Source organism: Ochrobactrum sp. WV_118_8, from assembly GCF_039631535.1.
Lineage (GTDB): Bacteria > Pseudomonadota > Alphaproteobacteria > Rhizobiales > Rhizobiaceae > Brucella > Brucella anthropi.
The window spans coordinates 418,208-443,199 of record NZ_JBDIUZ010000001.1; the positions used below are offsets into that span (position 1 = coordinate 418,208).

Below are 24,992 nucleotides of genomic sequence, written 5' to 3' on the forward strand. Positions count from 1 at the left end.
CTGATATGCCTGATTTCGGGAAGTCGATGGAACGTCTCACAAAGATTGATCGCAGCACCCTGCGTACCTACTGGCTAGTGGCGGCGTTCGTGGTTTTGATAGCATCGCTTGGCGCTGCAACCATGATTTATCGCGATTATAAGAATCGCATTGATGATACCGGACAGCAGGCCATGTCGTTGGCGCAGGCGCTGGCAGAACATACAACCCAAATTTTTGCCAAGCTGGATGCATTGAGCCGCGCAATCATGGAGGATCGCGCGGACAGGATCGTTTCCGAAGGACTTCTCTCAGAGGTCATGCGCCGCCGCGCCGCTGCCGAACCTGCAGCGATGGGAATAGCTATCATCGACCGGGATGGCCGCGTGTACGCAAGTGGACTGGATGATTATCCAGTGGGGAGAAACCTTAGCGATACACCAGACTTCAAGACATTAAACAGATCAGACGCTCCCGATTTTTACATCAGCAAACCTTACAAATCGGATTTGAATGTGCCCGGAGATTATAGTGGTTGGGCGATGAGCTATGCGCGGCGGATCAGTAGCGAAAGCGGGGGGTTCAATGGATATGTTCTCATCGTCGTCGATGAGGCCTATCTCTACGGCTTTTACACTCAGCTCGATGAGCAGCCCGGCATGGTCATTGGTTTGATGGGAACTGACGGTGTCATTCGAGCGTCCAGCTCGCCTTCAGTCGTAGGTCAGAATGTTGCTTCCTATATTCCCGAGGAGCTGGAAGCGGGGAAGGGTATCAGGATCAATCCATCCGTCCGAAGCGGCATAGAACGAATTTTCGCTTATTATCGCTCCTCGGCAGCACCATTGATGGCTTATGTGGGTGTTCCTACTGCCCCAATTTACGCGGCATGGCTTGCGGCTTCATCGGTCATTGTAGCGGCTCTGGCAGCCTTGTTCGCTGCACTGATCGCGATTGGAATAATTCTCGGCAAATATATGCAAAGTCGGGTTTCCCTTGTTCAGGTGATGATCGAGGCTGCCAATCAGCGTCGGGACAAGGAGTTTCTGGAAACCATCGTTAATACGGGTGGTGTCCTGATGGCTGTCACCGACGCTGAAGGACGTTTCATTGTCGCCAATCAGGCAATGCACGAGCTTTTCCCCGACATTGAAAGCCGAAAATCGGAAGCAGGTGCAATCTCCCATCCGTTGGGTGAAGCCTTCTCAACTGTGGTTGAGAATCTGCCTTGGCAGGCACTGAACAACATCGTGCTCGCAGATGGGCGCAAGCGAGCCCTGTCCTGGTCCGTTTCCCCTATTAAAACCAACGAAGGTAATATCAAGAATCTCGTCGCGGTCGGGCTCGATATCACTGAACAGCGTGATGCCGAACTGGCGATTTACCAATCGGGAAAACTCGTGACGCTGGGTGAAGTTGCCACCGGCATTGCCCACGAGATCAACCAGCCTTTGGCAGCGCTCGCTATGGCCATTGACAACCTTCAGGCTCGTTTATCAGAGGGAAAACTCGATCAGTCGATGATGATCGAGAGCCTGGAGCTGGCCTCCGGGCAGGTCGATCGGGCGGCAAACATCGTTCGTCACATGCGTATTTACGGCCATCGAAGTGACGGCTCGCTCAGACCCCTTGATCCGGCCGACGCGATTGAAGGGGTTCTGACCATTGCCGGCAGACAGATTGCAAATGAGGGAGTTACCATCAATCGCAATTACAAATCTGGCGAATTCAGCGTGATGGGAGATCTCGTTCTGGTGGAGCAAATCATCCTGAATCTGCTTCTCAACGCAAGAGATGCAATTCTTGAAAACTGCGTGTCAGCTGGGACGACTGCCGAGGAGGCGGACGCCGACTATATCACAATCAGTGTTGAGCGGGGACCGGACAATATGATTGCGATTGTTGTGGCCGATTCCGGTCCGGGCATTCCGCCTGCGATCCTTGATCGCCTGTTTGAGCCATTTTTTACGACGAAGCCGGTTGGTAAGGGAACCGGGCTTGGGTTGTCGCTGGGATACGGCATGGCTCGGGACATGGGTGGAAGTCTGGAAGCGCGCAACGGTGCCAAAGGAGCTGAGTTCAGACTTGTTCTCTGTAATGCAGAAAACCATTTCCGGGCGGGAGGCGATCAATGAGTAGCGCAACAGCTAACACAACAGTTCTGCTGATCGACGATGAGGAGCCGTTGCTTGAGGTCTTGGGCACGGCGCTGACCGACGCGGGTTACAACTGCCTGCGCGCATCGGCTGCTGTGGGGGCCTTGAAGATTCTGGACAGAACGCCGGAAATTGACGTGGTGGTGAGCGACATCCGTATGCCCGGAATGGACGGGATCGAGTTATTGCGCAATATCCGTGAACGACATGCAGACCGCAACTGGCTGCAGGTCATTTTCGTAACCGGACACGCGACGCTGGACAATTCCGTGGAAGCCCTGCGGCTTAACGCGGTTGATTTTCTGCACAAACCGGTTCGCCGGGTACAGTTCTTGGAATCTGTAGGCAAAGCGGCAGCAAAGGCCCATGAACAACGCACAACGGCAGCTCAGTGGTCGCAGGGAACAGAGCGCCTTTCCCGACTGATGGAGGAAGCACAGCAGTTGGGCACGATGCTCGGGTCGCTGCAATCATTTGTACCCGGCGGTGCACAACCCTTGGCACGGCCAAAGACACAACCGGCGGATATGTCACCGGTCTCGCCCGACAAGGAGCGCCTGTTGGAACTCTTGCGTATCCGTGACATTAAAACGCGCTATTTCTCAGACAAACTCTTCGTCGATCCCGCTTGGCATATGTTGCTCGACCTGATGGAAAACCATCTCCAGGAAAAGCAGGTCTCGGTATCGTCATTGTACATTGTTTCGGGTGTTTCCCCTGCGACGGCATCGCGACGTCTCGATGAGATGGAAGCGGCAGGTCTTGTTCGTCGCTGGCTAGATCCGAACGACGGCAGGCGTCAGCTGGTGGCCCTGTCGGAGCGTTCCGTCGCGTCGATGCTCTCCTATCTGACGGCGCTGGATCGTCAAATGCAGGGTGAGTGAGGCTGATTACGGAGTTTGCTTCACCCGCAGATTGCCTGAGCCGCCGCGTAACTATGCGGAATCTATGCTTGATGCACATTATTAGCTGCATTCTTGAAGCTATATAAAATTAATAAAAACAGATATTTAGATTGATTGCCTTGGCGATGGGGCTGCATCGCTTTCAATCTGAAAGCATCTTCGAGTGAATTCTGTGCGGATCAAAGCCATCTAAGCTCCGAACCGGCACGAAAACTACCCCCCAATTTGTACACTCTATTGCCGGCCAGGTTTACGCCTGATGAGGAATGACGGTTATGTCGATCATGGAAAATACCTTGCCCCGGTCCGAGGTCTGCGAAACTTCGAAGCTGAACGATGACCTGCTGGAGGCCGAAATCCGAGCCCATCTGCGTTTTACGCAACGGCTTGGATGGATCATGATCTACTTTTTTTCCTTCCTTCTTAGCGCAGGCGCAATCCACTTTATGGCACTCAGCCTTTAAAGGACGGCCCCGGATATGCTGAAGAAGTCCATAATTCTCTCTGGGATTGGTATGGCGGCGTTTGCCGCTGCAACGGCCTATGCTGCCGATCCGACGCTTCCTAATGGTGCAACCTCACTGCGCGAGCAATATGCCGACTGGACTGTTCTGTGCGGTATTGCAGCTGACGGCGACAAGAAGACCAAGGTCTGCTCTTTGCAGCAGGAACAGGTGCGTCAGGTCAAGAACGGCCCAAGCCAGCGTGTGCTGGCGGTTGAATTGCAGCCAAAGGATAAGGGCCTTGAAGGTGTGCTGGTACTGCCGCTCGGTCTCACGCTCGACAAGGGGGCGACGCTGAAGATTGACGACGGTCAGCCTTCGGATGCCAACCGGTTCCGCACCTGCATCTTTGCCGGTTGCGTCGTCGATATCAGGGCTGACGCCAAGATGGCGGCAGCTCTTGGCAAGGGTAAGACCATTGCCGTCAAGACGATCACGGATGAAGGCAAGGATGCCGACTTCACGATCTCGCTCAATGGTTTCCAGAATGCGGTCAATCGTGTCAGCGAACTGATGAAATAATCAACCATTCAGCTTCCGTCCCTCTGCCGAGAGACGGATAGCGACTGGAAGGACGGACATCCCGCCAGGTCGTCTGCCCTTCCAGTCTGCAGACATTCACAAAACCAACGTTAGCGCATCGACCCGACGGCTCGGGGAAAACAGCTGCGCGCCAAATTTCGCCGTCGAGAACGGCGCTTCGAAAGGACTAGACCCATGCCAGCCCCCAACGGCATCAAGAAGCGGAGCAACGTCCGCGCCAAAGAGAATACCAATACGCTCGGGAAGCTTCTTTCCGCGAGCATAGCTTTGTTTGCAGCCTCGACTGTCCTTTCAGGTGTGGCTTATGCAGGCACTGTCGCGCCTGGCGGTTCCGCAGTTGTTGGTGCCGGTGATCCTGCCGAAACATGGAACGTTCAGAACGACGCAACGCTCGATGTGATGGCTGGCGGTAAGGTAAATGAAACCACCGTGTTCGGCACGTTGAACATGAATGGCGCCACGGCATCACCGAGCGGCGCGCCGAGTGGCTATGTTGTTACCGTCTTTGGCGGCAACGCCAACATCACGGGTTCCTCCCTTTCGGGGCAAGGCGGCCTCGGAATTTCCGGTTTCATCGACACAGTTGGCTCGGCTGTCGTGACCAACAGCGACATTCAGGGTGTTTCGCAGGCCGTGCTTGTCCAGCATGGCAGCACGCTGAACATGACCGGCGGTACCGTCAAAGGCGGCACGCACGGCTTTGAACTGATCAATGGTGCCGATGTCATCATCGACGGAACGACGATCACTTCCGGTGGTGTCGGAATATTTGCCTATGCGGGTAGCAGTGCAGGTGCTGTCGGATCGAACGTGGAACTGCGCAATGGCAGCATCACCTCCGTTGGCCATGGCGTTAACCTGCGCGATGGCTCACGCGCCGTTATCAGCGGGTCCAAGATCGAAACGACTGGAGCCAATGCCCGTGGCGTGTTCGCGAATGGCATTGGCACCCATGCCGAGATTACCGACACGGATATTATCACGCGGTCCAATACGGCTCCGGGTATTGAACTTGCTGCGGGCGCATCGGCGAATGCGACCAATGTGAACATCACCACGAGTGGCACTACGTCGTCGGGCGCCCGCGTGAGCGGTGATGGCTCAACGCTCGTTTACAAGGGCGGCAATATTTCAACGACTGGCGGCACCGCACACGGCATCGATGCGTGGAGCGGCGCTCAGGTGAGCGTCGATAACGTCAATATCAAGACGGGAGGCAGCAACAGCGCCGGCCTGCGGCTCAATTATGCCGGGACCTCGCTTGTCGCAAATGGTGGCACGATCAACACGTTGGGTGCCAATGCCTACGGTGTCGATGTAGCTGCTGGCGCCAAGGCAGAAGTCAACAACGTCGATATCACGACGGCTGGCGGTGGTGCTTACGCAGTTCGTGTATCCAATGTGGGATCGGAAGCTGTTATCAACGGTGGCAACCTTACTGCGTCGGGTGTGAACAGCGCGGGCATAATAGCAAGGGCCGGTGGGCAGGTGGTTGCGAACGATGTGAATATCATCATGCTCGGCGGGAACGGAGCTGCCGTCTGGGCAGGTGATGCAGGTTCCTCGGTAACATATAATGGTGGATCGGTGACCACTTCAGGTGTGACCCGAGCATTCAATATAGAACGCGGTAGCCATCTCGACGCATCGAATGTCGTTGTCTCGACGTCAGCTCAAGATAGCCATGGTGTGGTTCTTTCCAGCAACTCAACCGGCTCGGTGTCTAATCTGGATATTACGACCTCAGGTCTCAAAGCCTATGGGGTCGCTATTCAGCGCAATTCCGAACTCGACGTTGCAAACACAAAAATCGTCACTGGTGGGCAGACGGCTTATGGCTTGACAGCACAAACTGGCAGTAAGCTCGAAGCAACGAATATTCTCGCGACCACAACCGGTGAAGGCTCTTTTGGCATTCGTGTCCTGGACGCTGATACACAGGTTGATGTATCAAGTGGCAGCTACAGAACAGGCGGCACAGGCGCCGACGGCATAAATGTATCAACGGGAGCGGTTATCAATATCGCTCACGAAGATGGTGCGCTCAACACGCGGATCACCACAACTGGTGCGCAGGCGGCAGCTCTTCGCGCCTTTGACGGCAGCACGATCAACGCATCGGGTGCAGATGTGAGAACGCTGGGTAACGGTTCGCACGCTGTGGTTGCCGCAGGCGGCAGCACCGTCAACCTGACCGGTGGCGGGTTCAATCCGAACGGAACCGGTGCTCATGGTGTGGTGGCGTCCGGTGGCAGCACTGTCACCATGAACAGCTCGATCTTCCAGGTGTTTGGTGCAGATAGCCATGGCGTTTCTCTGGCTAATGACAGTATCGTCATCGCGGAACGGTCCTTTATCGGCTCTTATGCTCCGGCCCTGAAGACGGAAAGCGGCAATGTCGTTTACGATCTGCGTAATGGAACACAGGTGGTCGGTACTTACGGTACGGTTCTCTCTGCTGCGTCTGGTTCTTCGACGACCTTGACGGCTGACGGCAATGTTCAGTTGTCAGGTGACATGGTTGCAGAAGCAGACGATGCAGTCATCGATGCAACCCTGTCGAACAAAAGTCAGTGGTATGGCGCAGCCAAGGGCGTGACGAGCGCGTCTGTTGATGGTTCGTCATACTGGGCAATGACGGGGTCGTCGGATGTCGGTGCGTTGAGCAATGACGGCGTTGTCGACTTCGATGCGGCTAATCCGTACAAGACACTGACGGCTGGCAGCCTTGCGATGAATGGCGGTTCGTTCATTCTCAACACCAAGCTCAATGAGGGCGGTGCGGCAAGCGAAACCGACAAGATCGTTGTGACGGGTGATGCGACCGGCAATGGCCTCATCAATATCCGTAACAATGGCGGCACGGGTGCGTTCACCGGAACTGGTGCAACCGATGGCATTCAGGTTGTTGAGGTCGGTGGCGCAAGCGACGCCGAGTTCAAGCTCGGTTCGGCAGCCGTCGTCGGTATCTATGATTACCAGCTGAAGAAGGCCGATGGCCAGAACTGGTATCTGCAGACCGAAGGCAGCGATGTCGTTGATCCGCCTGCCTGCACGCCTGGTGTCGATTGCCCAGGTGACGGTGGAGACGATGGCGATGGTGCCGGTAATCCTGGTCCGGGCACAGGCCATGTTGTCGATATCGTACCGGGTTACAACATCGCCCTTTCGGCAGCCCAGAACCATGTCCTGACCTCGCTCGACACGTTCCATGAGCGTCTGGGTGAATTGCGCGCCGAAGAGCTGCAGGATGGCTACCATGCCTGGATGCGCGGCATTGGCAAGACGGGTTCCTATTCGCCAAAGAGCATCACCGGTTATAACGGCCATGGCTTTGACATGACGACTGCTGGCGTTCAGATCGGCGCTGACTATTCGAAGAGCGATGTGTTTGTTGCTGGCGACAAGCTCACCATTGGCATGTTCGGCGAATATGCCAATTCGAGCTTCAATGTGCGTGGCCGTACCGCTGACGGTTCGATCTCATCGAAAGGTCTGGGTGGCTATGTGACCTGGCAGCATAAGGCTCCAACCGATCGCAAGCCTGGTACCGGCGCTGATGTCGATGCCGTGGTGAAGCAGGACTGGCTCGAATTTGGTGTCAACGCCAAGTCTGTCTCCGGATTTGACCTGCAGAACGGTTATAAGGGCAAGGCTACCACCGCGTCGATTGAAACGGGATACGGCTTCGATCTTGGCAACAATGTCGTGCTGCAGCCTCAGGCTCAGCTGACCTGGTCGAAGGTGAAGGCCGATAGCTTCACCGACAGTTACGGCATTGCCGTGCACGGTCAGGAAGCTGAATCGCTGATTGGTCGCGTCGGCGTGCGTCTGGAAAAGACCTTCTACTTCGGTGATGAAGAAGAGACGGTTGAAGCAGCCCCTGTTCCTGCACCAAAGGCGCAGAAGCAGGTGAAGGGCAAGAAGGGCAAAGCCGCCAAGGCTGTTCCTGCTGTTCTGCCGGACGCGCCGAAGAAGAAGAAGTTTGTCAAGTCGGTTACAACTTATGCGGACGCCAATGTGAAGCATGAGTTCAAGGGGAAGAACGGTCTTGTTGCTTCCAACACCGGCATTGGCAATGACATGGGTGGCACGCGGTATGACGTCGGCGTTGGCGTGGTTGCCCGTGTGTCGGAAAATGTCAGCCTGTTTGGGCGTGGCTCTGTCGAATTCGGCGGCTCCACCAATGTTGCAGGCAAGGTCTCTGGCGGTCTCAAGATTACCTGGTGATCGATAAGCTGCCAGTTCCCGGGCACACAGTTCGCGACCGGGAGGCCAACCATAGATTTCCACCCATTGGTGGAGGTCTATGGGACAGTGAAACCGGAGTGGGGCCGTTGATTGTTCCCTCTTTGGTATCTCTTTCAAATAAAAACCCGCCCGACTGCTGATCGGGCGGGCTTTTTCCGTCAGGAAGAAAATCCAACATCTATTTTGAAGTGATAATTCTCTTTCCATTCATGCCATGGCCAAAAGCCAAAGCGGTAAACCGGTCTGTCGATTGTGCTGGCGATCAAATCGAATGAAGGATTCGCTTACTGGGCAAAAGCTATCGAACCAGCCTTTGCGGCGTGCGTTGACTACTCCGACGCCGCTATTATCGAAGCACCACAGTTGGCCGACGCTTAGTTCCCCCTACTGATTTCTGGCTCTGCCTCGATCAAATAAGATGGGCTTAGAAAGAGATAGACAGAGTGGTTCATTTGGAACCATTCTGGCAACCGTCAAACAATTATCCTCCGGTTCCTCCCATGCCCGTCATCCGCGATTTCCAGCCTGCCGATATCGAAACAATCACCACCATCTATACGGAAGCCGTTCTGACCGGCGCGGGCTCCTATGAGATCGAGCCGCCGACAATGGACGAAATGGTGAAGCGTTTTGAGGCATTCGTGGAGCAGGGCTTTCCGATCCTCGTCGCGGAGGAGGATGGTCGGATTCTGGGCTATGCCTATGCGAGTTATTTCCGCGTCAGGCCTGCCTACCGCTGGCTTGCGGAGGATTCGATCTATATCGCCCCGGATGCGAAGGGAAAGGGTATCGGCAAGCTTTTGCTGAGGGAACTCATCGACCGTATTGCTGCATTGGGGTTCCGGCAATTGCTGGCGGTCATCGGCGATGGCGAACACAATATCGGTTCGGTCAAGCTGCATGAGAGCCTTGGCTTCACCCATTGCGGACGTATCGAGGGCTCCGGGTTCAAGCATGGACGCTGGCTGGACACGGTGTTGATGCAGCTACCGCTCAACGGCGGGCGTTCAATCGAGCCGGGGACGCCGCCGCTTTCATGATCCTGTAGTCGCTGCCGAAATCAGCTTTCGACGAGCTTGAGGCTCTTGTCGAACACGCGCAGCACGCGTTCCAGCTCATGGCCGCGCTTCATGATAAGCCCGCTTGCAGCGATGACCGAATAAGCGCCCTGTTTCTGCGCCAGCTTCGGATTCTTCTCGATGCGGAAGAGCGGTACTTCGCTTGCGCGGCGAAAGATGGAAAATACCGCACGGTCAGCCAGATGATCAATGGCGTAATCACGCCACGTGCCGGAGGCAACCATGCGGCCATAAATGTTCAGGATTTTGGCAAGTTCATGCCGGTTGAAACTGATGGGAGCCGGTCGCACACGGTCGATAGGAACGACCTTTGGCGAAGCAGACGAGGGAGAAGGGGATGACAAATCCTCATTCGCCACGCTTGACGTATTCATGTCGTTCCTTTCAGCCTTTTGCAGAGCCGGACCGAAGACCGGGCGGGATCAAGAACAAACTGCGCGCAACCGGTTTGGATATTCGGCAATGGCGACGAAGCGAACCGAACCGGCGCATGACAACAGGGTGATGCTTTTGTGAAGCAATTTCAAGGGGAGGCTTTCGCAGGCCGGTTTTCATCGCCAATTATCTGGCGGGGAAAGCCCCAATAAATAGGGATTATGGGCTCTATATTAGTTATTCACGAAAAGAGAATGCCTGTTTGGAATGGTGATTGTCGGCCACATTTTCGCCTTGTCAGCTTCGCATTCCAGCCTGATTATGGCTTCAGCATCTACACGTTGCCTGAGACGGTTCGGTTCGGGTATGTCCGACCCCAAGCCCCCCGCCCAAAGGACTGCCCGAGCCGAACCAACCTTTTCCAGCCCCCGCTGAACCAAGTTGCAACACGCACCCAGATGCCCGACGCTACATCAGCCCAAAATGAGAATCTGTTCGATCTGATCGAAACGCATTTCTTGCTGTAAATCGCGCAAGAGCGATGAGGATCGCAGAAAACTCAAAGGCCGATCGGCTTCTTCTGCTTGAACATGGCCGCGCCATGGATGGGGCCGAGCGAATTGTCATCGCGCGTTTCCTGCAGCACCACCGCACAGCCTGAAACATCCTTGCGTTTCAGTTCCGACGCCGGGATTTCGATCTTCAGTGGCTTGCCGTCCCACATGCCGATCGTATTGGTATCGCGGACAGTGTTGCGATAGGTGACAGCCTCACCGGCATTTTCACCTTCGGTGATCGGAATGGTCACGGAATCGCGGAAATAGAACAGCACGACATGCACCGGCGCTTCCGGCTTCTTGCCTGCACCGATATCGATGGACAGGCGTCCATCATCAAGCTGTGTGATCGAAACCGGCACATCCAGCTTGTTGGCCGCAATCTGCGCCTGAACGGCTTCGCTGTCGCGACCGTTCACTTCCGTCGTACCATTGATGATGGCTTGCGGCGTATAGATCATGCGCGCATTGAAGGAGTTGCGATAGGCGTTCTGCCGGTCGGTGTTTTCCTGGGTGGCAAGCGTGTCGCGCCATCCCATATAATCCCAGTAATTGACATGGAACGACAGCGCCAGAACATTGGGATCGTCGGCATATTTCGCGAAATTCTGGTCAGCCTTGGGGCAGGACTTGCAGCCCTGGCTGGTGTAGAGCTCCAGAACGGCGGTCTTCTTGCCGCTGTCTTGTGCCTTGGCCGGCCCCTGCATGGAGATGCAGCCGGTGAATGCCAGCCCCAGAACGGCACAGATGCTACGCCAGCCGGGCAAATGCTCGCCGGTAAGCCATGAACCTGTCCCATAGAAGGGGGCGTGGAGTATCACTTCGTTTCATCCTGCAATAATTGTCGCTGACATCTATTATGTAAGAAGTCCTGCAATCAATAGGAATTCACGTTGCGGTGAGATTCGCAGGCGTTACGATTCCCATATCTCACCCTTAAGGGCGAATATCACCAAATTAGCCCACAACAGATTGTGCGAGAACGAGACTGGCTGAACATGAGATCGAGCTTGAGAGAAAAAGCCATCGCCATTTGCGATGAGAAGATAGCGAAAAAGGGCGAGCTGGTCGGTATTTCGTTCTATGCTTTCTTTGCCAACAAGAACACGGAGCCTGAATTGCTCATGGAAGCTGCCGAGTGGTGGATCAAGACCCATACCCTTGATCACTTTGAAAAAGCAGTAAAAATCAGAGAAATGATCCGTTCAGGCCGATAGTTTCCGTGTCTAATCTAAAATAAAAAAGCCGCCGGATTTCTCCGGCGGCTTCTGAATTTAAAGCGCGTGCTGATTAAGCAGCGAGATCGCGCAGAACGGTCTGCAAAATGCCGCCGTTCTTCATGTAGTCGAGCTCGTCCAGCGTATCGATGCGGCAGATGAGCGGAACCTTCTTCACTGTGCCATCAGCAAAAGTGATCGAAGCTTCGACTTTCTGGCGCGGACGCACATCGGCGAGACCTTCGATGGTGACCATTTCGTCGCCCTTGAGGCCGAGCGTCTGCCAGCTGGTGCCTTCCTCGAAGACGAAAGGCACAATGCCCATGCCGACGAGGTTGGAGCGGTGGATACGCTCGAACGACTGCGCGATCACGGCCTTGACGCCGAGCAGGTTGGTGCCCTTGGCAGCCCAGTCACGCGAAGAACCGTTGCCGTATTCGACGCCTGCGAAGACGACGAGCGGAACGCCCTCGGCCTTGTACTGCATGGCAGCATCATAGATCGAGGTTTCTTCCTTCGACGGATAGTGGATGGTGTAGCCACCTTCACGTCCGTTTTCGCCCAGCATGTGGTTGCGGATACGGATGTTTGCGAAGGTGCCGCGCATCATCACTTCATGGTTGCCGCGACGCGTGCCGTACTGGTTGAAGTCGGCAACACCGACACCATGGTCGATGAGGTATTTGCCAGCTGGCGACTGTGCCTTGATGGAACCGGCAGGCGAAATGTGGTCGGTCGTGATCTTGTCGCCGAAGAGACCCAGAATGCGGGCACCCTTGACGTCGCCGATCGTGCCGGCCGACTTGCCCATGCCGACGAAGTAAGGCGGATTCTGCACATAGGTCGAGTTGTCGTCCCACGCATAGGTCTGGCCCGCAGGAACCTGAACGGCCTGCCAGTTTTCGTCGCCCTTGAACACGTCCGCATACTTCTCCGAGAAGATCTTGCGGGTGACGTTCTTGGCGATGAATTCCTGGATTTCCTGAGAGGAAGGCCAGATGTCGCGCAGGAATACCGGGTTTCCGTTCTGATCTTCGCCGAGCGGCTCCTTGGTCAGGTCCTTGGTGACCGTACCGGCAAGAGCGTGGGCGACGACGAGCGGCGGCGAAGCCAGGTAGTTGGCCTGAACGTCCGGCGAAACACGGCCTTCGAAGTTACGGTTGCCGGAAAGAACGGCAGCCGCGATCAGGCCCTTTTCGTTGATCGTCTTGGAGATCGGAGCAGGCAGCGGACCGGAATTGCCGATGCAGGTCGTGCAGCCGAAGCCGACGAGGTTGAAGCCGAGCGCATCGAGATCCTTCTGGAGGCCAGCGGATTCGAGATAGGCGGCAACGACCTGAGAACCGGGAGCCAGCGACGTCTTGACCCAAGGCTTGGTCTTGAGGCCCTTGGCAACTGCATTGCGGGCCAGAAGGCCGGCCGCAATCAGCACGCTCGGGTTCGAGGTGTTGGTGCACGACGTGATGGCGGCAATCGCCACATCGCCATGGCCGAGATCATAGTCTTCGCCTTCAACGGCATAACGCGCGGTCTGGCCGGTGGTCTTCTTGTACTCGTTTTCGAGCGAGGTGGCGAAACCGGAAGCGATGTTTTCCAGTGCGATGCGGCCTTCCGGACGCTTCGGACCGGCCATCGACGGAACGACGTCGCTCATGTCGAGTTCGAGAATGTCGGTGAAGACCGGATCGGCTGCACCCTTGTCGCGCCACATGCCCTGTGCACGGCAATAAGCTTCGACGAGTTCGATGCGATGCTCGTCGCGGCCGGTCGTGTTCATGTAGTTGAGCGTTTCGCGGTCAACCGGGAAGAAACCACAGGTCGCGCCATATTCCGGACCCATGTTGGCGATGGTTGCGCGGTCGGCCAGCGTCATGTTTTCGAGGCCTTCGCCGAAGAACTCGACGAACTTGCCGACAACGCCCTTCTTGCGCAGCATCTGCGTGACGGTGAGAACGAGGTCGGTCGCGGTCACGCCTTCCTTGATCTTGCCGGTCAGGCGGAAGCCGACGACTTCCGGCAGAAGCATGGAAACCGGCTGGCCGAGCATGGCCGCTTCAGCTTCGATGCCGCCAACACCCCAGCCCAGAACGCCAAGGCCGTTGACCATGGTGGTGTGGCTGTCGGTGCCGACGCAGGTGTCGGGATAGGCAACGGTTTCGCCGTCTTCTTCCTTGGTCCAGACAGCCTGGGCCAGATATTCGAGGTTCACCTGATGGCAGATGCCGGTGCCCGGAGGAACGACGCGGAAGTTCTTGAATGCCTGCTGGCCCCACTTCAGGAAGCGGTAGCGTTCGCCGTTGCGCTGATATTCGAGGTCCACATTGGCCTTGAATGCGCTTGGATTGCCGAATTCGTCGACGATGACCGAGTGGTCGATGACGAGATCGACGGGAACGAGCGGGTTGATCTTTTCCGGATCGCCGCCAAGAGCCTTGAGGCCGTCGCGCATGGCTGCAAGGTCAACGACGGCAGGAACGCCGGTGAAGTCCTGCATCAGCACGCGGGCCGGGCGGTAGGCGATTTCTGCGCCTGCGGAACCGCGGTCGTTCAGCCACTTGGCAACAGCTTCGATGTCCGACTTCTTGACGGAGCGGTCGTCCTCGAAGCGGAGCAGGTTCTCGAGCAGAACCTTCATGGAGAATGGAAGCTTGGAAACGCCTTCGAGACCGTTCTTTTCGGCTTCGGTCAGGCTGTAATAAACATAATCCTTACCACCTACGGTAAGGGTTTTGCGGCATTTAAAGCTGTCGATGTGCGACACTGCGTTCGTCCTTCATGCTACTGGCCGGAAAACCAGGACGAACGCCTCTGCTGCGTTTCAAGGACGCGCCAAGGTGCGGGTGCAGTCATTTCCGCTGTCCGTCCCGATGCCTGTGTCCTTGAGGGCAACAGGTTGAGATCGGCCAAAAATGGTTTCCACGCCGACCGCTGGCGTGGTAGCCCTCATATAGAGAGTTTTCTAAAACGATTCCAGACAGAATATCGTGAATTCGGCCCCTTGCGGCGAAATGTTGCGATGCCTTTCCATAGATTTTCCGAGGGGCCGGTTCTATTGGTCTGGCAATTATCCATCGGGGCTTAGAGGGTATAAAATGCGGCTTGAAGCCGAAAATCTGGCGGGCGAGAGAGGCGGGGAAACGATTTTCGCTGGCCTGTCTTTTGCTCTCAGTGAAGGCGAGGCGCTGGTGGTGACCGGCCCGAATGGCTCGGGCAAGTCCACGCTGCTGCGAATCATCTGCGGCCTGCTTCTGCCAGAAGCAGGAAAGGTGGAACTTCGCGAGGATGGCACAGTTCTTCCGGTGCGCGCCGCCTGCCATTATCTCGGCCATCAGAACGCGATGAAACCGGCGCTCAGCGTGCGTGAAAACCTGTCCTTCTGGCAGAAGTTCAATGGTGCTGCGCAAACGGAGATCGATGAGGCGCTGGAAGCCGTCGATCTGCCCGGCGTGGAGCATCTGCCGTTCGGTTATCTGTCGACGGGGCAGAAGCGCCGTGTTTCCATTGCCAAGCTTCTGGTCAGCCATCGTCCGCTCTGGATCGTCGATGAACCGACCGCCGGTCTCGACAAGGCGTCCGAAGCCCGCTTCGCCGAGCTGATGCGCGGACATATGCGCGACGGCGGCATGATCGTCGCTGCAACGCATATTCCTCTTGGCCTTGAAGGTGTCAGCGCGCTCGACATGGCCGCCTGTTCAGTCGAGGCTGCCTGATGCTGGCGCTTTTTCTGAGAGATTTGCGCCTCAGTTTCCGCGCCGGTGGTGGCGCGCTGATCGGAATCCTATTCTTTCTGGCCGTGATTTCGGTGATGCCCTTCGGCGTCGGGCCTGATCTCAACCTTCTCGCACGCATCGGTCCTGCCATGCTGTGGATCGGCGCGTTGCTGGCAACGCTACTGGGGCTCGACCGGCTGTTTCAGGCTGACCGGGAGGATGGTTCGCTCGACCTGCTGCTGATCGGCGCGGACAGTCACATGCTGGCCTTCACGGTTTTTGTGAAATGCGTGGCCCATTGGGTGGCAAGTGTGCTGCCGCTGGTAGTCGCATCGCCAATGCTCGGCCTGTTCATGAACATGGATGCATCGGCAATCGGCGCAACATCGCTGACGCTTCTGGTGGGAACGCCCGCCATCGCCTTCATTGGCGCTGTGGGTGCAGCCCTTGCCGTGGCGCTGCCGCGTGGCGGGTTGCTGGTGTCGGTGATCGTTCTGCCGCTCACCATTCCGGTGCTCATTTTCGGTGTATCAGCTTCGCATGGAGCGACAGTAGACAATGCGCCCTTTCTGGCGCCATTCCTTATTCTTGCAGCACTCACCCTGTTCTTTGCCGTCCTCGGGCCTCTGGCCGCGAGCGCGGCACTGAAAAGTTCGGCGGATTGAACATGATCCCGAAAAGTGGGAACCGCCTTCGCGGGGAAAACAGTCCACTGGACTGTTTTCTGATCCCGCTACGATCAGAAACGATCAAGTTCGGCGGATTGACGCAGTTGATTACGGTCAATTGAACGGCACGGGGGTGGAAGGTAAGTATAGGCCATGGAAAAAGACATGACCAAAGACGCCGTTAAAACCACGAGCTGGCTCGATCTGGCCAATCCCACGCGCTTCCTTGCCTTTGCAGGCAAGGTGTTGCCATGGCTGGCCGTGCTTTCGGTGCTGTTTCTGGCGGCTGGTCTCTATATGGTCTTTTTCCTGTCGCCGGAAGACTACCAGCAGGGCATGACGGTTCGCATCATGTATATCCATGTGCCTTTCGCATGGCTTTCCATGATGTGCTATTCGATCATGGCTGTTTCGGCGCTGGGCACGCTGGTCTGGCGGCATCCGCTGGCCGATGTGTCGATCCGCGCCGCCGCTCCGCTCGGTGCCGTCTTCACCGCGCTTGCGCTTGCCACTGGTTCGCTCTGGGGCAAGCCGATGTGGGGCACGTGGTGGGTGTGGGATGCGCGACTGACTTCGGTTTTCGTGCTGTTTCTGATGTATCTCGGCATTATCGCGCTGTCGCGCGCCATGGACGATCCGGCGAAAAGCGCCAAACCTGTGGCCGTGCTCACGCTGGTCGGCTTCATCAATATTCCGATCATCAAATTCTCGGTCGACTGGTGGAACACGCTGCACCAGCCAGCCTCGGTGTTCCGCATGGATGGCCCGACCATCGACGGCTCCATGTTGCGCCCGCTTTTCGTGATGGCTATCGGCTTCTCGCTTCTGTTTTTCACCCTGCATATGATGGCCATGCGCAATGAAATCTGGCGCCGCCGCGTGGCGTCGATGAAGAAGCTTGCCGCACGGAATGCCGACCGTAATCGCAAAGCACAGGAGGGTGCAGTATGAACCATCTTGGCTATGTTCTCGCATCCTATGGCATCACGGTCGCGGCACTCGCCGTCACCATTGGCTGGATATTGATCGATCAGCGTATCCAGAAAAACGAATTGAAGCGGCTTGAGGCGCAGGGTGTGCGCCGCCGTTCTGCAAAAGCCCCCGGTAAAGCACAATGACCGAAACGACCGAGAAGCCAGCCGCGCCGAAAAAGCGCTCCACATGGGTTGCCCTGCTGCCGCTGGCGATTTTCGTCGGACTGGCGGCGGTGTTTGCGGTCCAGCTTCTGTCGGGCAAGGACAATACGACGATCCCTTCCGCTTTGATCGGCAAGCAGGCACCGCAGACGAACCTGCCGCCCGTCGAGGGGCTGGTGCGTGATGGCGTGCCTGTGCCCGGCCTCAACAGCGAAGAGTTTAAGGGCAAGCTGACACTGGTGAATGTCTGGGGATCATGGTGCGTTCCCTGCCGTCAGGAGCATCCGCTCTTGATGGAAATCGCCAAGGACGAGCGCGTCCGCGTGGTTGGCCTCAATTACAAGGACCAGCCGGAAAATGCGCGCCGTTTTCTCGGCGATCTCGGTAATCCCTTTGCCGCAGTCGGTGCCGACCGCGCCGGGCGTTCAGCCATCGAATGGGGCGTCTACGGCGTGCCGGAAACCTTCCTCGTCGGTCCGGATGGTAAGATCGTCTACAAGCATGTCGGGCCGTTTACGCCGGAGTCAGTGAAGAACGATCTGATGCCTGCTGTGGAGAAAGTTCTCAGCGGTCGATAATTCAACTGCCTTGCAGTTGAGGCGCTAGAGTTGACTGAGAGTCATAATAATAAGCAAACAAGCCACGGCGCCTATCAGAGTTGACAAGAGTATTGTTATCCAAAACAGGATGAGCAGTACGATTGCGCGGACAGGTTTGCGTGTACGAAGCAGATAAAGTAGCTGTGCGAGCGGTAGTAGCAAGACACCGACGAATAACAATCCGCGTGAGGGGAATGCGTAGCCATTGATATGCGCATCAGAATTGAGTGATTGAAGCGCTGCTACGAGAAGAATTATAGTGAGGCCGAGGACGACCATACTCTGGAGGTCTTCATTCAGGCCGGATGCGAACTTCATATAAAAAGATATTGCCCCCATTATAAAGGGTAAAAGGAACACTGCACACAAAAGCGCCTTGTTGTCTTTAAAATTTTCCCGCACCACTAAATATACCCCCGTACCGTGCCATCAAGTGATTCTCCGATCGATGGTATAACGTGGGAATTGCTTGCGTTTGCAAGAAAAAAGGCGGCTTGCGCCGCCTTAAATATTCTATCCGATCAATCCGGCAACTTCCGTACCGCGCCCTTGGCGGCGCTGGTTGCCATGGAAGCATAAGCCTTCAGCGCGGTGGAAATCTTGCGCTTGCGCTCTTCAAGCGGCTTCCAGCCTGTTTCATTCTGCTCGGCGCGGCGTTCTGCCAGCGTTGCATCATCAACAGCCAGATGGATCTTGCGGTTTGGAATGTCGATATCGATGATATCGCCTTCGCGTACCAGTCCGATCGTGCCGCCTTCGGCTGCTTCCGGCGAGACGTGGCCGATCGAGAGGCCCGAAGAGCCGCCCGAGAAACGTCCGTCGGTGATCAGCGCGCAGGCTTTGCCGAGGCCCTTCGATTTCAGATAGCTGGTCGGGTAGAGCATTTCCTGCATGCCGGGGCCGCCGCGCGGACCTTCATAGCGGATCAGCACAATGTCGCCAGCCTTGATCTTGCCGTTCAGAATGCCGAGTACTGCGGTATCCTGGCTTTCGAAGATGCGGGCAGGGCCGGAGAATTTCAGGATGGAATCGTCCACGCCAGCCGTCTTCACGATGCAGCCGTCTTCGGCCAGATTGCCGTAAAGCACGGCCAGACCGCCATCCTGGCTGAACGCATGTTCCTTGGAGCGGATGACGCCCTTTTCGCGGTCGGTATCGACGCTGTCGAAACGGCGTTCCTGAGAGAAGGCAACCTGCGTCGGCACGCCACCGGGTGCAGCCGAATAGAACTTGTGCACCATGTCGCTGTTGGTGCGGGTTACGTCCCAATGATCGAGCGCCTTGGCAACCGTTTCGCTGTGCACGGTCGGCAGATCGGTATTGATGAGGCCCGCTTTGTCGAGCTGGCCAAGAATGCCCATGATGCCGCCTGCGCGGTGCACATCTTCCATGTGAACGGTATTGTTGGCAGGCGCGACCTTGCAGAGCACCGGCACGCGGCGCGACAGGCGGTCGATGTCGGCCATGGTGAAGTCGATCTCGGCTTCCTGTGCAGCTGCAAGCAGATGCAGAACCGTATTGGTCGAACCGCCCATGGCGATGTCGAGTGTCATGGCGTTTTCAAAAGCCGGGAAGCTCGCAATCGAGCGTGGCAGCACGCTTTCGTCGTCCTGCTCGTAATAACGGCGGGCGAGATCGACAACCAGATGACCGGCTTCCACGAAGAGGCGCTTGCGGTCGGCATGGGTTGCGAGCGTCGAGCCATTGCCCGGCAGCGACAGGCCGAGCGCTTCGGTGAGGCAGTTCATCGAGTTCGCGGTGAACATGCCCGAGCACGAACCGCAAGTCGGGCAGGCTGAACGCTCAATCGCCTTGACCTGATCGTCGGTGTAGCTGTCATCAGCGGCTGCAACCATCGCATCGACGAGGTCGAGCTTCTTGACCTGATCGTCCCAGACGACCTTGCCTGCTTCCATCGGACCGCCGGAAACGAACACGACCGGGATATTGAGGCGCAGAGCGGCCATCAGCATACCGGGAGTGATCTTGTCGCAATTGGAAATGCAGACCATCGCATCGGCGCAATGGGCATTGACCATATATTCGACCGAGTCGGCGATGAGTTCACGCGACGGCAGCGAATAGAGCATGCCGTCATGGCCCATGGCGATGCCGTCATCGACTGCAATGGTGTTGAATTCCTTGGCGACGCCGCCAGCGCTTTCAATTTCGCGCGCGACGAGCTGGCCGAGGTCCTTGAGGTGAACGTGGCCGGGCACGAACTGGGTGAACGAGTTCACCACGGCAATAATCGGCTTGCCGAAATCCTCATCCTTCATGCCGGTGGCGCGCCATAGGCCGCGCGCGCCGGCCATGTTGCGACCGTGGGTGGTTGTACGCGAACGATAAGGAGGCATTTTCAAACCTTTTAGGAACTATTCCAATGTGTAACGTCGATATGACAGAACCGTTCCCGCTGAGCAAAGCGCAAATTGCCCCATACTATCGGGGCTGAACCATTCGCAGACTTGCGGACAACGGAAAGGGTTCCGGCGTGCGACAGCTTTCGCAGGCACAGACACGGCAATCTAGCACGTTATTGTTATAATGCAAAAGATATTGCGCTGAAAACGTAAGGAAGTTGCTCAGCCTTAAGATGGTGCGTCAGCCATGGCGGCATCCAGCAGGGCATTCGCCGTTTTCATCCGCTGTTCCGCGGCAAGGCGAAACTCTTCCGGCAGGCGGTCTGGATGATTGCTGGCGGCAAAGCTGCGCCGCCGCCGTTGCAGTTCGGAGCGTTTCAGGCCGGAATGCAGGTCCAGCTCCTGGCGGATTACATCCGGCGACTGCTTCTGCATCCGCGCTTCTATCGCCTGTCTTTCCTGTTCAGGCTCGGGCGCAGCCTCCGGCACGCTCTCAATATCGAACAGGCTTTCAAGATTGTCCGGCTGGCGGGGTGTTGCTGGCGTATCGCCGAAACCCACGGAAAAGACGGCGGAAGCAAACCCGAATTGCGGCGGGCGGGTGTTTTCCTCGGGGCCTGCGTCAGCCTCGACTTCCTTCAGAACCGTTGCGAAATCCGGGCGGTTCCGCAGCATCAGGCTTGCTGCACCCTATGCGACGAAAAGGCGGAAGCCAGAGCGCGCGTCAGCCGGGATGGCAGCACAGGCTTCTGAAAGACCGGTATTCCGGGATAACGTGCCGCAAGGCGCGCTGGAAGGCCACCGCCGGTATGGATGACCACGAAGACATCACGGCTCTTCAGCCGGTCCAGCACGGCTTCCACATCGCCATCGGCGAGGTTCACATCGAGAATGGCGGCATCAACTTCATTGCGATTGATGATATCTATTGCTTGCCGGACGGTGCCGACCGGACCGAGAACGGTTCCGTTCGCATCCTCGACAGTCGCGGCGACATCGAGGGCGACGAAAATCTCGTCTTCCACCACCAATACTCGCCGCTGTCCAAGATCGTTCATCACTTGTCTCGCTGCCTCCCTTTTTGAGGTAAGCCCTTCACGCAAGAAATGCGCGAGCGCAAGCAGAGGTTCCCTTCGCCGGCATGATAATTCGTTAATGGTGAATCAAACCTTTACCGGTTTTGGAGGCCGCGATGTCAGAAGGCGGTGAAGGTCAGCGTCGTCAGTGAACGGATGATGTTGGGAATGTTGAGAACATTCTCGTTGATGAACTTGCCGATATCCTGATCCTCGGCAATGTAGATCTTGGCCAGAAGGTCGAATTCGCCGCTGGTGGAATAAAGCTCGGAGACGATTTCGCGCTGAAAGAGCGTATCGGCAACTTCGTAGGTCTTGCCGGGGGCGCACTGCAGTTGCAGGAAAACGGGCTTCATGTCTCTTCCTTTCGCGACGGGACTGCGTGGCGGATATCACAGCAGTGTTTGCAGGTTACAAACACGGACAGCCCGCCGAAATCAAGAGCGAAAGCATAGCGGATGGCGATGTTTGGCGCAGCAGGTTTGTCCTCCACGCATGGCTGGTTCACGCGGAGGTTTTAATTTACTCAATTGTAATTTTCTTGAGAGGGCGCAATAAGACTTCTCCCAGAAATTGTAATTTGCGCGTCAGATTTATATGAAATTTGTACTTCCCGCCGTTTTGCTGCTGTTCGCGTTCGCCTTTTTCTCGGCGTGGCTTTCCGATCGCGGTCGCCGGTTTCTGGCGTCCTGCGGCGCTTGTTTCCTGCTGATCGGCCTCGCAATGCTGGTCCAGCTTGGTGATTTCCCTTCGGACGACAATCTGAACACGGTGCTTTCCGCCGCATTTTATGTCGGAGGCACGCTGGTTGGCGGCTATGGCATTTTGCAGCGAAGCGGGCTGCGGCTTACATCTGCCTTCTACATATTGAGCTTTGCCCTCATCGTCGGCGGTGTCTGGTATTATTGCTATATTGAGCCCGATCTTCTGTCGCGGGTCTATGTGCTCAATCTGGGCATGGCCACGTTGATCCTTTCTTTCGCATGGCAGGCGCGGCGGCTGTTCAAGGGGCCGCTGGTGGACAAGCTGCTGCTGGTCATGCTCGTTCTGGTGGCATTGCAATTCGTGCCGCGCACGCTTCTGACCGCCCGCTCCTTGCTCGGCGATGTCGATGGCGACGATTTCGCAACGACTGTTTTCTGGCAATGGACGGTGTTTTCTACCGCTATCGCAGCGGTTGTCACCGGCTTCGCCTTGCTGGCCGCTGCCGGTTACGACCGTATCGGCGAACTGTCGCATGAACGTGACAGCGATCCCTTGACCGGGCTCCTCAACCGGCGCGGACTGGAAATGCGCTACGATGCGCTTTCACAGACGAAAAAGGGCGTGCCGGGCTGGGTTGCCGTTTGCGATATCGATTACTTCAAGGCGCTGAATGATGCCTATGGCCATGCGGCGGGCGACGCGGTTTTGAAGGAATTCGCTGGGATCCTGCGCAAGCTCATCGGCGAACGGCCACTGATTGCGCGTACTGGCGGTGAGGAGTTCGTGATCTGTGTCGACGACATGCATGCCGATAATGTCTTCCAGCTTATGGAAGGCGTGCGGCAGAACATCGAGAGGCACCGGTTCCAGCGCCTCGCAAAGGAAGCCAGCGTCACATGCAGCATCGGCTGTGTCCGTTTGCCGGAGCAGGGTGATTTCTGGCAGGCGGTCGATAAGGCCGACAAAATCCTCTACGCCGCCAAGAAAGAAGGACGCAACCGCACCTATGTGGAAGGGTTGAACCCGAACAGCGACGGATAGTTCACAGAGCGGACGAATTTTGGGGATGGCGGTTTTTACGGGTGGCCTTCGATAACTTTCCGGTGATGATCCGCACATTGCCGCAAATCATGCTTATTATCGCCGCCGATAATGTGAGTACCGAGGAGTTCCCGAAAGTCCGATGAAATTCAAATCCCTTGTGTTGCCTGCGTCCGCTGTTGTTGGCCTCCTTTCTTTCGGCCCGGCGGTTTCCCCGTCTTTTGCAATGAATGCTTCCGAAAAGGCCCAGCTCGAGAAGCTCGATCCGGCAACCCGCCTTGAGCAACGTTGCGACGTGGAAGCAATGGAACGCATCACGCGGGAACAGAAGTTTTCGGTCGACAAGGTTCTGGCCTATGCCTTCTCCGATCCCGTGACCACGAAGAATTCGATCGAGGCCGATGGCGCTGCCTTCCGCAGCCGCGAGCACTGGTACAAGCTGTCCTTTGTCTGCAAGACGGATGAGGAACATATCAATATCGTTTCGTTTCGCTACGATATCGGCGATGAAGTGCCTCAGAACCAGTGGGACAAGCACTACCTCGTCCCATAACAGGGCCGTCTATTCTTCCAAGTCGTCCGAACGGCAGGCTGACAGCAGCGTCACTTCCTTGGCGGTGTGATCGGCTTCGAGATGGCTCAGCACAGCCTGACCGTCCTTGTCGCTCCAGCGGTAGCTGTCCTGCTCATCGATGGCGACATATTTCTTGAGACTGTCATGCCATTGCAGCGCGATCATCTTGCCTTCCGCATCGAGAACCGCAAAGCCGGGTGCACTGCCATTGCGGATATAGGTGACAGGCACGACGACCCCACGTTCGCAGATGTAATCGACCCGCTCGATGGGGTTTGCATCCTGAGCCTGCGCCGAAACAGAAGGCGCGAAGAGCATTGCCGGGCCTGCTATAACCGCGAAAAGGGTGCAAATGGAACGCTTGCCATATGCCATGGTGAAAAATCCTCTGGTCAGCCAATCGATACAGGGAAAATAACTCTTCGGCGGCCCGGTTCAAGAGCGATCATATGGCGCGGTAAAGTTGTAACCCGACAGCAAAAATAATCAGCCTGCGACCGATTTCCTGCAACCGAAACAGGTTTCGCCCGTTATCAGCCTGCCGGTCGCGAGATTGGCGGAGGCCCGGATGAATACTTGCCCCCCGCAACCCCAGTCCGGGCCTCACTTCCGAGGTTGGAAAGATTGTATCTGAAATTATTGGGATTGTTCGTACTCATAGCAGGCACTTATATCGGGTGAGCTTGATTTAGAAATTTATACTGAAGCCTGGTGATCCCATATGACGCTTAATCTGATCGTGGCTTTTGTTGTTACCGGATTGCTCCTTCATTTTTTCAATTGGCGTAAGACCGGAATCGTTCTGATCGGCCTTGCGGCCATCTTTTACGGTGCAATTGCTTCGGCAATTCTTCCCGACACGCTGATGAGCCGCCTGCAATCGGCCTATTCATCGCAATTGCAGACGCAGCTTGAAGACAATACTGCCTTCATCGTCTTCGGCATGGGAACCCAGACAGTCGATGGCGACGGTCAGAAGGTGGTCGAACCACTTGCCTTCTCCTACGGGCCGATTTTGGCGGCGGTCGCCATGAACCGACAATGTGTCGAGAAGGGTTTTCGCTGCAAGTTCATCGCCAGCGGCGCCGATGTAGCCGGAACGGGTGTTTCCGAAGCCGCATCAATCGCCACGCAGCTGGAAAAGGCCGGTGTCGATCCGGCTTCCGTCCTGCTTGACGAGAAAAGCCGCAACAGCTGGCAGAACTCCAGGAACGTGGCAGCAATCCTGCGCGAGGTCAGACCGGCGAAAGTTGTTCTGCTGCAGGCTGCGCCGATGATGAAGCGCGATCTTCTTTATCTGGCACATTTTGGTGTGAAGCCTGAGCCGGTTGCGGCCGGTTATCTGACCGGATCGCATACCAACATGTCTTCGCCGGGCCTGTCTTTCCTCATGACCGATCTGGCGCTTCACGAGGAGATCGGAGTCTGGCGCTATACGCTCTACAACTTCATGGGCTGGAATGAGCCGAAGCAGCCTCCGCTCCAACTGGGGCAGGCCACGAGCAGCCTCCCCACCCAAACTTCACCGGCTGCCGGACCGGTGTCGGCTCAATGA

23 protein-coding genes are annotated in these 24,992 nt (G+C 56.5%); 15 read left to right on the forward strand and 8 right to left on the reverse strand.

The window, feature by feature from the left end; genetic code table 11:
• Nucleotides 1–26: 26 nt before the first annotated feature.
• From ABDF71_RS02030 to ABDF71_RS02055, 6 genes are all read left to right on the forward strand, one after another.
• The gene (locus ABDF71_RS02030; RefSeq protein WP_500060911.1) at nt 27–2,114 is read left to right on the forward strand and encodes an ATP-binding protein; all 2,088 of its coding nucleotides are present in this window, start codon (nt 27–29) and stop codon (nt 2,112–2,114) included.
• Nucleotides 2,111–3,019: a response regulator gene (locus tag ABDF71_RS02035; protein WP_259030238.1), complete on the forward strand. Its 909-nt coding sequence runs from the start codon at nt 2,111–2,113 to the stop codon at nt 3,017–3,019. The genes ABDF71_RS02030 and ABDF71_RS02035 overlap by 4 nt, the downstream gene beginning before the upstream one ends.
• A 296-nt stretch (nt 3,020–3,315) precedes the next feature.
• On the forward strand, nt 3,316–3,504 hold the full coding sequence (locus ABDF71_RS02040; protein WP_029926012.1) for a hypothetical protein: 189 nt from the start codon (nt 3,316–3,318) through the stop codon (nt 3,502–3,504).
• Nucleotides 3,505–3,519: 15 nt separating this feature from the next.
• Nucleotides 3,520–4,065, forward strand: coding sequence for an invasion associated locus B family protein (locus tag ABDF71_RS02045; protein WP_259030239.1), 546 nt, complete (start codon nt 3,520–3,522; stop codon nt 4,063–4,065).
• A gap of 195 nt (nt 4,066–4,260) precedes the next feature.
• Nucleotides 4,261–8,316, forward strand: coding sequence for an autotransporter outer membrane beta-barrel domain-containing protein (locus ABDF71_RS02050; RefSeq protein ID WP_500060914.1), 4,056 nt, complete (start codon nt 4,261–4,263; stop codon nt 8,314–8,316).
• Between the two features lie 521 nt (nt 8,317–8,837).
• On the forward strand, nt 8,838–9,377 hold the full coding sequence (locus tag ABDF71_RS02055; protein WP_010657936.1) for a GNAT family N-acetyltransferase: 540 nt from the start codon (nt 8,838–8,840) through the stop codon (nt 9,375–9,377).
• A gap of 20 nt (nt 9,378–9,397) precedes the next feature.
• On the opposite strand, the gene ABDF71_RS02060 is transcribed toward ABDF71_RS02055, so the two are convergent.
• Both ABDF71_RS02060 and ABDF71_RS02065 read right to left on the reverse strand, forming a co-directional pair.
• Nucleotides 9,398–9,790, reverse strand: coding sequence for a DUF2794 domain-containing protein (locus ABDF71_RS02060; protein WP_010657937.1), 393 nt, complete (start codon nt 9,788–9,790; stop codon nt 9,398–9,400).
• A gap of 560 nt (nt 9,791–10,350) precedes the next feature.
• Nucleotides 10,351–11,085 (reverse strand): DUF1223 domain-containing protein, encoded by a 735-nt coding sequence (locus ABDF71_RS02065; protein ID WP_029375846.1) that lies wholly within the window; start codon nt 11,083–11,085, stop codon nt 10,351–10,353.
• 261 nt (nt 11,086–11,346) lie between these two features.
• Here ABDF71_RS02065 and ABDF71_RS02070 point away from each other — a divergent pair, with 261 nt between their 5' ends.
• Nucleotides 11,347–11,565 (forward strand): DUF6500 family protein, encoded by a 219-nt coding sequence (locus ABDF71_RS02070; protein WP_010657940.1) that lies wholly within the window; start codon nt 11,347–11,349, stop codon nt 11,563–11,565.
• Nucleotides 11,566–11,638: 73 nt separating this feature from the next.
• Here ABDF71_RS02070 and acnA read toward each other — a convergent pair whose 3' ends face one another.
• The gene (gene acnA / locus ABDF71_RS02075; RefSeq protein WP_258123426.1) at nt 11,639–14,326 is read right to left on the reverse strand and encodes an aconitate hydratase AcnA; all 2,688 of its coding nucleotides are present in this window, start codon (nt 14,324–14,326) and stop codon (nt 11,639–11,641) included.
• A gap of 331 nt (nt 14,327–14,657) precedes the next feature.
• Here acnA and ccmA point away from each other — a divergent pair, with 331 nt between their 5' ends.
• From ccmA to ABDF71_RS02100, 5 genes are all read left to right on the forward strand, one after another.
• Entirely contained in the window at nt 14,658–15,275 is a 618-nt protein-coding gene (ccmA, locus tag ABDF71_RS02080) for a heme ABC exporter ATP-binding protein CcmA (protein WP_010657942.1), read from the forward strand.
• Nucleotides 15,275–15,940: a heme exporter protein CcmB gene (gene ccmB, locus ABDF71_RS02085; RefSeq protein ID WP_029925999.1), complete on the forward strand. Its 666-nt coding sequence runs from the start codon at nt 15,275–15,277 to the stop codon at nt 15,938–15,940. Before ccmA ends, ccmB begins: the two co-directional genes overlap by 1 nt.
• 168 nt (nt 15,941–16,108) lie before the next feature.
• Nucleotides 16,109–16,894: a heme ABC transporter permease gene (locus ABDF71_RS02090; RefSeq protein ID WP_029375847.1), complete on the forward strand. Its 786-nt coding sequence runs from the start codon at nt 16,109–16,111 to the stop codon at nt 16,892–16,894.
• On the forward strand, nt 16,891–17,061 hold the full coding sequence (gene ccmD / locus ABDF71_RS02095; RefSeq protein WP_010657945.1) for a heme exporter protein CcmD: 171 nt from the start codon (nt 16,891–16,893) through the stop codon (nt 17,059–17,061). Before ABDF71_RS02090 ends, ccmD begins: the two co-directional genes overlap by 4 nt.
• Nucleotides 17,058–17,657 carry a DsbE family thiol:disulfide interchange protein gene (locus ABDF71_RS02100; protein WP_258123422.1) on the forward strand — a complete coding sequence of 200 codons (600 nt, stop codon included), beginning with the start codon at nt 17,058–17,060 and terminating at the stop codon, nt 17,655–17,657. The genes ccmD and ABDF71_RS02100 overlap by 4 nt, the downstream gene beginning before the upstream one ends.
• A gap of 542 nt (nt 17,658–18,199) precedes the next feature.
• On the opposite strand, the gene ilvD is transcribed toward ABDF71_RS02100, so the two are convergent.
• From ilvD to ABDF71_RS02120, 4 genes are all read right to left on the reverse strand, one after another.
• Nucleotides 18,200–20,035 (reverse strand): dihydroxy-acid dehydratase, encoded by a 1,836-nt coding sequence (ilvD, locus tag ABDF71_RS02105; protein WP_029925991.1) that lies wholly within the window; start codon nt 20,033–20,035, stop codon nt 18,200–18,202.
• Nucleotides 20,036–20,269: 234 nt separating this feature from the next.
• Nucleotides 20,270–20,716, reverse strand: coding sequence for a hypothetical protein (locus ABDF71_RS02110; protein ID WP_258123421.1), 447 nt, complete (start codon nt 20,714–20,716; stop codon nt 20,270–20,272).
• A complete protein-coding gene (locus tag ABDF71_RS02115) occupies nt 20,716–21,099 on the reverse strand; it encodes a response regulator (protein ID WP_011982335.1) in 384 nt (127 codons plus the stop codon). The genes ABDF71_RS02110 and ABDF71_RS02115 overlap by 1 nt, the downstream gene beginning before the upstream one ends.
• A gap of 137 nt (nt 21,100–21,236) precedes the next feature.
• Entirely contained in the window at nt 21,237–21,473 is a 237-nt protein-coding gene (locus ABDF71_RS02120; RefSeq protein WP_010657951.1) for an Lrp/AsnC ligand binding domain-containing protein, read from the reverse strand.
• A 241-nt stretch (nt 21,474–21,714) separates the two neighbouring features.
• Here ABDF71_RS02120 and ABDF71_RS02125 point away from each other — a divergent pair, with 241 nt between their 5' ends.
• Both ABDF71_RS02125 and ABDF71_RS02130 read left to right on the forward strand, forming a co-directional pair.
• Nucleotides 21,715–22,863 carry a GGDEF domain-containing protein gene (locus ABDF71_RS02125; protein WP_010657952.1) on the forward strand — a complete coding sequence of 383 codons (1,149 nt, stop codon included), beginning with the start codon at nt 21,715–21,717 and terminating at the stop codon, nt 22,861–22,863.
• A gap of 142 nt (nt 22,864–23,005) precedes the next feature.
• Nucleotides 23,006–23,416, forward strand: coding sequence for a DUF930 domain-containing protein (locus tag ABDF71_RS02130; RefSeq protein ID WP_010657953.1), 411 nt, complete (start codon nt 23,006–23,008; stop codon nt 23,414–23,416).
• A gap of 9 nt (nt 23,417–23,425) precedes the next feature.
• Here ABDF71_RS02130 and ABDF71_RS02135 read toward each other — a convergent pair whose 3' ends face one another.
• A complete protein-coding gene (locus ABDF71_RS02135) occupies nt 23,426–23,812 on the reverse strand; it encodes a lysozyme inhibitor (protein WP_308669806.1) in 387 nt (128 codons plus the stop codon).
• 346 nt (nt 23,813–24,158) lie between these two features.
• Between ABDF71_RS02135 and ABDF71_RS02140 the strand changes: the two genes are divergently transcribed.
• Nucleotides 24,159–24,992, forward strand: a complete 834-nt coding sequence (locus ABDF71_RS02140) for a YdcF family protein (protein ID WP_258123420.1) — start codon at nt 24,159–24,161, stop codon at nt 24,990–24,992.

What these genes read in the sequence shown, in the direction of transcription:
- ilvD (WP_029925991.1), bottom strand. Translation starts at nt 20,035, where the DNA reads ATGCCTCCTTATCGTTCGCGTACAACCACCCACGGTCGCAACATGGCC.
- ABDF71_RS02040 (WP_029926012.1), top strand. Translation starts at nt 3,316, where the DNA reads ATGTCGATCATGGAAAATACCTTGCCCCGGTCCGAGGTCTGCGAAACT.
- ABDF71_RS02100 (WP_258123422.1), top strand. Translation starts at nt 17,058, where the DNA reads ATGACCGAAACGACCGAGAAGCCAGCCGCGCCGAAAAAGCGCTCCACA.
- ccmA (WP_010657942.1), top strand. Translation starts at nt 14,658, where the DNA reads ATGCGGCTTGAAGCCGAAAATCTGGCGGGCGAGAGAGGCGGGGAAACG.
- ABDF71_RS02115 (WP_011982335.1), bottom strand. Translation starts at nt 21,099, where the DNA reads ATGAACGATCTTGGACAGCGGCGAGTATTGGTGGTGGAAGACGAGATT.
- ABDF71_RS02045 (WP_259030239.1), top strand. Translation starts at nt 3,520, where the DNA reads ATGCTGAAGAAGTCCATAATTCTCTCTGGGATTGGTATGGCGGCGTTT.
- ABDF71_RS02035 (WP_259030238.1), top strand. Translation starts at nt 2,111, where the DNA reads ATGAGTAGCGCAACAGCTAACACAACAGTTCTGCTGATCGACGATGAG.
- ABDF71_RS02055 (WP_010657936.1), top strand. Translation starts at nt 8,838, where the DNA reads ATGCCCGTCATCCGCGATTTCCAGCCTGCCGATATCGAAACAATCACC.
- ccmD (WP_010657945.1), top strand. Translation starts at nt 16,891, where the DNA reads ATGAACCATCTTGGCTATGTTCTCGCATCCTATGGCATCACGGTCGCG.
- ABDF71_RS02060 (WP_010657937.1), bottom strand. Translation starts at nt 9,790, where the DNA reads ATGAATACGTCAAGCGTGGCGAATGAGGATTTGTCATCCCCTTCTCCC.
- ABDF71_RS02140 (WP_258123420.1), top strand. Translation starts at nt 24,159, where the DNA reads ATGACGCTTAATCTGATCGTGGCTTTTGTTGTTACCGGATTGCTCCTT.
- ABDF71_RS02070 (WP_010657940.1), top strand. Translation starts at nt 11,347, where the DNA reads ATGAGATCGAGCTTGAGAGAAAAAGCCATCGCCATTTGCGATGAGAAG.
- ABDF71_RS02135 (WP_308669806.1), bottom strand. Translation starts at nt 23,812, where the DNA reads ATGGCATATGGCAAGCGTTCCATTTGCACCCTTTTCGCGGTTATAGCA.
- ABDF71_RS02120 (WP_010657951.1), bottom strand. Translation starts at nt 21,473, where the DNA reads ATGAAGCCCGTTTTCCTGCAACTGCAGTGCGCCCCCGGCAAGACCTAC.
- ABDF71_RS02110 (WP_258123421.1), bottom strand. Translation starts at nt 20,716, where the DNA reads ATGCTGCGGAACCGCCCGGATTTCGCAACGGTTCTGAAGGAAGTCGAG.
- ABDF71_RS02125 (WP_010657952.1), top strand. Translation starts at nt 21,715, where the DNA reads ATGAAATTTGTACTTCCCGCCGTTTTGCTGCTGTTCGCGTTCGCCTTT.
- ccmB (WP_029925999.1), top strand. Translation starts at nt 15,275, where the DNA reads ATGCTGGCGCTTTTTCTGAGAGATTTGCGCCTCAGTTTCCGCGCCGGT.
- ABDF71_RS02090 (WP_029375847.1), top strand. Translation starts at nt 16,109, where the DNA reads ATGACCAAAGACGCCGTTAAAACCACGAGCTGGCTCGATCTGGCCAAT.
- ABDF71_RS02030 (WP_500060911.1), top strand. Translation starts at nt 27, where the DNA reads ATGGAACGTCTCACAAAGATTGATCGCAGCACCCTGCGTACCTACTGG.
- ABDF71_RS02130 (WP_010657953.1), top strand. Translation starts at nt 23,006, where the DNA reads ATGAAATTCAAATCCCTTGTGTTGCCTGCGTCCGCTGTTGTTGGCCTC.
- ABDF71_RS02050 (WP_500060914.1), top strand. Translation starts at nt 4,261, where the DNA reads ATGCCAGCCCCCAACGGCATCAAGAAGCGGAGCAACGTCCGCGCCAAA.